The 5,383-nt window shown below is 74.3% G+C and carries 7 protein-coding genes; 2 read left to right on the top strand and 5 right to left on the bottom strand.

Annotated elements, in window-relative coordinates; genetic code table 11:
* The 3 genes from GQS09_RS26750 to GQS09_RS26740 form a co-directional block, all read right to left on the bottom strand.
* The coding region (locus GQS09_RS26750; protein ID WP_165990119.1) for a hypothetical protein at window positions 1-234 on the bottom strand (234 nt) is incomplete at its 3' end.
* Between the two features lie 332 nt (window positions 235-566).
* The gene (gene cbiE, locus GQS09_RS26745; protein WP_165990118.1) at window positions 567-1,826 is read right to left on the bottom strand and encodes a precorrin-6y C5,15-methyltransferase (decarboxylating) subunit CbiE; all 1,260 of its coding nucleotides are present in this window, start codon (window positions 1,824-1,826) and stop codon (window positions 567-569) included.
* Window positions 1,827-1,886: 60 nt separating this feature from the next.
* A complete protein-coding gene (locus GQS09_RS26740) occupies window positions 1,887-2,486 on the bottom strand; it encodes a GNAT family N-acetyltransferase (protein ID WP_165990117.1) in 600 nt (199 codons plus the stop codon).
* 142 nt (window positions 2,487-2,628) lie between these two features.
* Between GQS09_RS26740 and GQS09_RS26735 the strand changes: the two genes are divergently transcribed.
* Entirely contained in the window at window positions 2,629-3,000 is a 372-nt protein-coding gene (locus GQS09_RS26735; protein WP_165990116.1) for a hypothetical protein, read from the top strand.
* Complete coding sequence (locus GQS09_RS26730) at window positions 2,993-3,448, top strand: hypothetical protein (RefSeq protein ID WP_165990115.1); 456 nt, start codon at window positions 2,993-2,995, stop codon at window positions 3,446-3,448. Before GQS09_RS26735 ends, GQS09_RS26730 begins: the two co-directional genes overlap by 8 nt.
* Window positions 3,449-3,481: 33 nt before the next feature.
* On the opposite strand, the gene GQS09_RS26725 is transcribed toward GQS09_RS26730, so the two are convergent.
* Together GQS09_RS26725 and GQS09_RS26720 are read right to left on the bottom strand one after the other, a co-directional pair.
* Complete coding sequence (locus GQS09_RS26725) at window positions 3,482-4,012, bottom strand: GNAT family N-acetyltransferase (protein WP_165990114.1); 531 nt, start codon at window positions 4,010-4,012, stop codon at window positions 3,482-3,484.
* Window positions 4,013-4,295: 283 nt separating this feature from the next.
* On the bottom strand, window positions 4,296-5,383 hold a 1,088-nt coding region (locus GQS09_RS26720; RefSeq protein WP_165990113.1), incomplete at its 5' end, for a glycerophosphodiester phosphodiesterase.

Genomic DNA, 5,383 nt, shown 5'->3' with positions numbered 1-5,383 from the left:
GCCGGCCTGTGCCGCGCCGGGCTCGGGCGCGGCCGGGTGCGCGGGAGCGGCGGCCGGGGTGCCGTCCGCCGGGGTGGCGAAGACCGGCGTGGGCGTGCCCGAGGCCGGGGTGCCGTAGGAACTCACCGTCTCGCCCCACGTCCCGTGGGAGCCGGGCATCAGCAGATCCTCGTCCTCGTGGTCGTCGGTGCCGTCGGCCGCGTCGGGGAAGGGAAAGCCGCCCGGAACCGGCATGACCCCCGGGTCAAGCGGTCCCGACTGCCCACCTGCCTGCCCCGACTGTCCCCGCTCCGCGTTGTGGCCGGTGTCCGTCATGCGTACCTCTCGCGCATCGGTCTTGCTCCTTCAGCCCCGGCGAGTGCCGCGCCACCGGGCCGGCGAGCGGCAGTCGTGCAGCACGCAGGACCCCGCTCCCCACCATCCGGACATGCGGGGAGAAAACCCCGCGCACGGGCGGCGGCACAACGATCCATCACCCTACCCGCCATGACCGACACTCTCGGCGGACGGTGTCCCGGCCCGGCATGAATGGCCCTGATTTGTCACCGATGTTGTCGTTGCGCGATTCACATCCGGCTGCCCGTGAGCAGAAATGCCACGGTGCGCCCGCTCTCCGACCAGGTGTCCGTATTCAGCTCCACCAGCTGGACAAGAGTGCACTCCACCCGGTAGCCGCCGGCGGCCAGGACACGTCCGGCCGTCTCGGCCTGGTCCCGGGTCGTGGCGTGGGTGACGATCCGCTGCGGACGGCGGTCCACGCAGGCGGACAGCGTGCGCGGACCGCCGCCGCCGATCCGGATCACATCGGGTTCGGGCAGCGACTCCAGCACCTGCGGGGCCGCGCCGCGCACCACCTGGAGCTGCACCCCGAGCCGCCGGGCGGCCTCGGCGGTCCGGGCACAGGCGGCGGCGTCCCGGTCGACCGCGATGACCGCGGCGCCGAACCGGGCCGCCTCGGCGGCGGTCAGCCCGTCGTCGCTGCCCACGTCCCAGACCAGATCGCCGGTGCGCGGGCCCAGCGCGGCCAGTTGCAGGGCGCGCAGCCTGCCGGCCGGGTCCGGCGGTCCGGGCGGGCCCACGGCGCCGGACGGGCCCGCGTCCTCGGGTGCGACGGCAGCGGAGGAGGCAGCGGCAAGGGCGGCGGGCAGGCCCCAGCCGCGCGGCCGGCCGTCCTCGGCCGGGTCCAGCCCGGCCAGCCAGTGCTCGCCGTCCGGCGCCCCGGCCGGGGCGCCGATCACGATCACCAGATTGGGGTCGGTCCAGCGGTGCCCGGCGACCCGGTCCGAGGTGAGCACGGTGACCTGTTCCGCATCGGTGCCCAGTGATTCGCAGATGACGAAGGTGCGCGGCACCGGGCCGAGCAGCAGGGCGATCTCGGCCGGTCCGGCGCCGGGCGCGGTGAGCACCGCCACCTTGGTGTGTGCCCGGCAGACGTTGACCGCGCGGCGCAGGGTGCGGCGGTGGGCGACCACCACCCGGGCGTCGTCCCAGGGCATGCCGACCCGGGCGAAGGCCGCGGCGACCGCGGAGACGGCCGGGATGACCTCCACCTCCAGCCCGTGCCGGTGGTCGCGCAGGGCGCGCACCACGCCGAAGAAGCCCGGGTCGCCGTCGGCCAGCACCACCGCGGTGCCGCGGTGCGCGGCGATGCGGCCGGCCGCGACCGTCACGCTGCCCAGCCGGACCGTTTCGGCGGCGGCCGGCACCTCGGGCAGCGCCAGGTGGCGCGGCGCCCCGGCCACCAGGGTGGCGGCGGCCAGCGCGGCACGCGCCGCGGGGGTGAGCGGCGAGCCGTCCCACCCGATCACGGTGACGCGGTCGGCCATGGTCAGCGCGCTCCTGGAGTGGTGTCGCCGTTCGGGGCTGGCAGCCTATCGCGCCGCAGGTCAGTGGCCCCTGGGGGTCTCCTCCAGGTCTTCCGGGAGCAGGCTCCAGACGATGAGATCGCCGCGGATCTCGGTCCAGCCGCCGCCCGCGGTGCGGCTGCGCACGATGGAGGCGTTGCGCAGCACGCCCTCGCTGACGCAGCCCAGCTTGAGCACCACCTGCTGGGCGGCGGTGTTGGCGGCGTCGGTGCGGATCTCCAGCCGCTCGAACTTCTGGTCCCGGAACAGCCATTGGGCGGCGGCCAGCACGGACTCACCGGCGTAGCCCTCGCCGCGCGCCCAGGGGGCGACCACGTAGGCGGCCTCGGCGGAGCGGATGCGCCAGTCGGTGCGCCGCAGGTGCACGGTGCCGACCAGGCGCTGGGTGAGGTGCTCGGTCACGGCGAAGACCACGCCCCGGCCCTCGGTCCGTTCGGCGGGGGCGAGCAGGCCCACCCACTGGCGGGCGTCGCGCAGGGTGTAGGGGGCGGGCGCGGATGTCCAGGCGGCGGTGAGCTCGTCGTTCATCATGTCGATGAGCTCCGGGACATGTGCTTCCTCGAACGGGCCCAGCACCAGTCTTTCGGTGGTGATGGTGATGTCGGGGAAGGTGGGTGTCATTGCGCCGCTCCATGCGTGGGGTCCGGGGGACAGCATGCAGCATGCGGCCCGGATGTGCAGCGCCGGGCCCCGGATGGCAAGTCCGGCCGGGGCCGGGCGGGCGGTTCCGGGCGGCCGGCGGCGGCCCAGTAGAGTCGGCCGCATGCTCACCCCCCTGACCGTCACGCTGGCGGTGGCGGCGCTGCTGCTGGCGGCCTGGTGCGGCCTGGCGGCCCTGCGCGACCAGCCGACCAAGGACTGGCATTTCGGCGGCATGGCCGTGGTGTCCCTGCTGGCGATCGCGCAGCTGCTGATCGCGACGGTGCTGCTGGCCCGCGGCGAGCGCCCGGCCGGGGACACCACCCTGGTGCTGGTGTCGTATCTGCTGACCGTGGCGCTGTGCGTGCCGGTGACCGGGTTCATCTCGCTGGGTGAGCGGTCCCGGTGGGGCTCGGCCACGGTGGCGGTGGGCGCGCTGGTGGTGCCCGCGCTCCAGCTCCGGCTGCACGACATCTGGGGAGGCGGTCTTGGCTGACACCCCACCCGCGACCGGCGAGCGGAGCGGCGCCGGGCGGAGCCGGCAGGGGCGGCGGCTGGTGGCCGGGCCCGGGCTGCTGCTGGTCACGGTCTACGCGATCATCACCATCGGGGCCGTGTCGCGCTCCCTGTACCAGCTCACCACCCGCTTCGGCCAGGCGCCGCTGGCCTACACACTCTCCGCGCTGGCCGCGGTGGTGTACGTGTTCATCACGGCGGCGCTGGTGCGGGGCGGCGAGAACGCCCGCCGGCTGGCGTTCGGTGCCTGTGTGGCGGAGCTGGCGGGCGTTCTCGGCGTCGGCACCTGGACGGTGCTCGGTCCCTCGGCCTTCCCCGATTCCACGGTGTGGTCGGAGTACGGCATGGGTTATCTGTTCATTCCGGTAGTCCTGCCGGTGACCGGGCTGTTCTGGCTCCGCGGTTCCCGGCAGGACCGCCGGCCCTGACGGCGGGGGCAGGTACGCCGGCCGGGTTCGGCGTCAGGCGCTGGCGGCGAGTTCACCGGCGGCGACGCTGCCGCCGGCGCGGTCGGTGCCGGACGGCTTCTCCAGGGTGACCAGGCTGAGTGCCGGGGAGACGCGTTCGGTGGCGACCGGGACGTAGCCCAGCTTGCGGTAGAGGCGGAGGTTGCCCTCGCTGCGGTGCCCGGTGAACAGCCGGTAGCGGCTGGCGGCCCCTTCGCCGGCCAGCAGCTCCTCCAGGGCGGCCAGCAGCCGGCTGCCCAGTCCGTGGCGCTGCATGCGGGGGTGGACGATCAGCTTGGAGATGGCGGCGGTGCCATGCTCGTCGACGCGGCCCCGTACGGATCCGACGACCTCGTCGCCGAGCCGGGCCACGAGGACACGGCCGTCGGCGAGTTCGGCCCGGAGCTCGTCCAGGGTCTGGGTGAGCGGTTCGAGGCGGTAGTTGTTGTAGAGCTCAGCTTCTGACTGGTAGCAGAGGTACTGCAGCTTCAGGATGTGCTCGGCGTCCTGTTCGGTGGCCGGTCCGATCGTGACGCTCATGCCCATGGCGCACGCCTCCTCACGGGGGATGGGGCCGGGCGCGCCGTGCTGAGGGTGTCGCGCGTCCGGCCGTCTGGTGCCCTGCCGGCACAGGGATGACCCGTGCCAGATGCATTCTGTCCGGACGTTCCACCCCGCGGAACTCACAAACGCGAAGTCGGCTGTGAGATTTCCGACTCCGCAGTGTGCACGGCCGCCCCCGGAGGGCAGCTTCCGGGGGCGGCGGCGGGAGGCGGCCGGGGCCGTGCGGGCCCGGGCCGGGCGGCGGTCGTGGATCAGGCGCCCTGGATCAGGAGGAACCGGCTTCCGCCCGGAAGTCCGCGGCGGCGAGCAGCGCGGTGTCCGGGTGGTCGGTGAAGATTCCGTCGATGCCCTGCCCGAACCAGGTCCGCAGCGCGCCGAAGACGTCGCCGTAGCCGTTGGGGTCGGTGCCGCGGCGGTGGTCGGCGGGCAGGAAGCGGTTCTCGTTGCGCGCCGTGTAGGGGTGCAGGAGCAGGCCCGCGGCGTGCGCGTCGGCGACCAGGGTGGTGGGCGTGCCCAGGCTGCCGTCCGGGGTGCGGGGGATGATCAGGTCCAGCAGCGGCCCGATGCCCTGGGCGTAGCGGGCGATCCCGGCCAGGCCCTCGGGGGTGACCAGATCGGCCACGGTGCGCGGGTCGCCGGAGGTCTGGAAGTCGTAGGGGCGGTCGTCCGGGGTCCACAGCAGCACCACCCGGGGGGTGTCCACCAGGTGCGACATCCGCTCCATGCTGGTGGGCTCGAAGGACTGGAGGAAGACCGGGGAGTTCTTGCGGTGCAGGCCGTGGCTGCGCAGCAGCCGGGCGAGCTCCTCCTCCAGGGGCACCCCGGCGTTGCGGAAGTAGGTGGGGTGCTTGGTCTCCACGTGCAGCCAGACCGGGCGGCCCCGGCGGCGCCCCTGCTCCCCGGCCCAGTCCAGCACCTCCTCGAAGGAGGGCACGGTCCAGCGGCCGTTGTAGAGGGTGTTGTGGGGACGGATGTCCGGGATGCGCTCGGTGGCCCGCAGGGTCTTGAGCTCGGCGAGGGTGAAGTCCTCGGTGAACCAGCCCGTGACCTCGGTGCCGTCCACGGTCTTGGTGGTGCGGCGGCCGGCGAACTCCGGGCGGTCCGCCACGTCGGTGGTGCCGCCGATCTCGTTCTCGTGGCGGCAGACCAGCTTGCCGTCCTTGGTGGGGACCAGGTCCTGCTCGATGACGTCCGCGCCCATGTCCAGGGCGAGCTGGTAGGCGCCCAGGGTGTGCTCCGGGCGGTAGCCGGAGGCGCCGCGGTGGGCGATGACCGCGGGGACGGGCAGGCCGGTGCGGCCCCGGCGCCCGGAGCCGCCGTGCCGCCCGGCGGCGTGGGCGGGGCCGGCGGTGG

This window comes from Streptomyces sp. YIM 98790 (assembly GCF_011421595.1).
Classification (GTDB): domain Bacteria; phylum Actinomycetota; class Actinomycetes; order Streptomycetales; family Streptomycetaceae; genus Streptomyces.
Note: the sequence above shows the minus strand (reverse complement) of the source record. Positions and strands in the feature narration are given on the sequence as shown.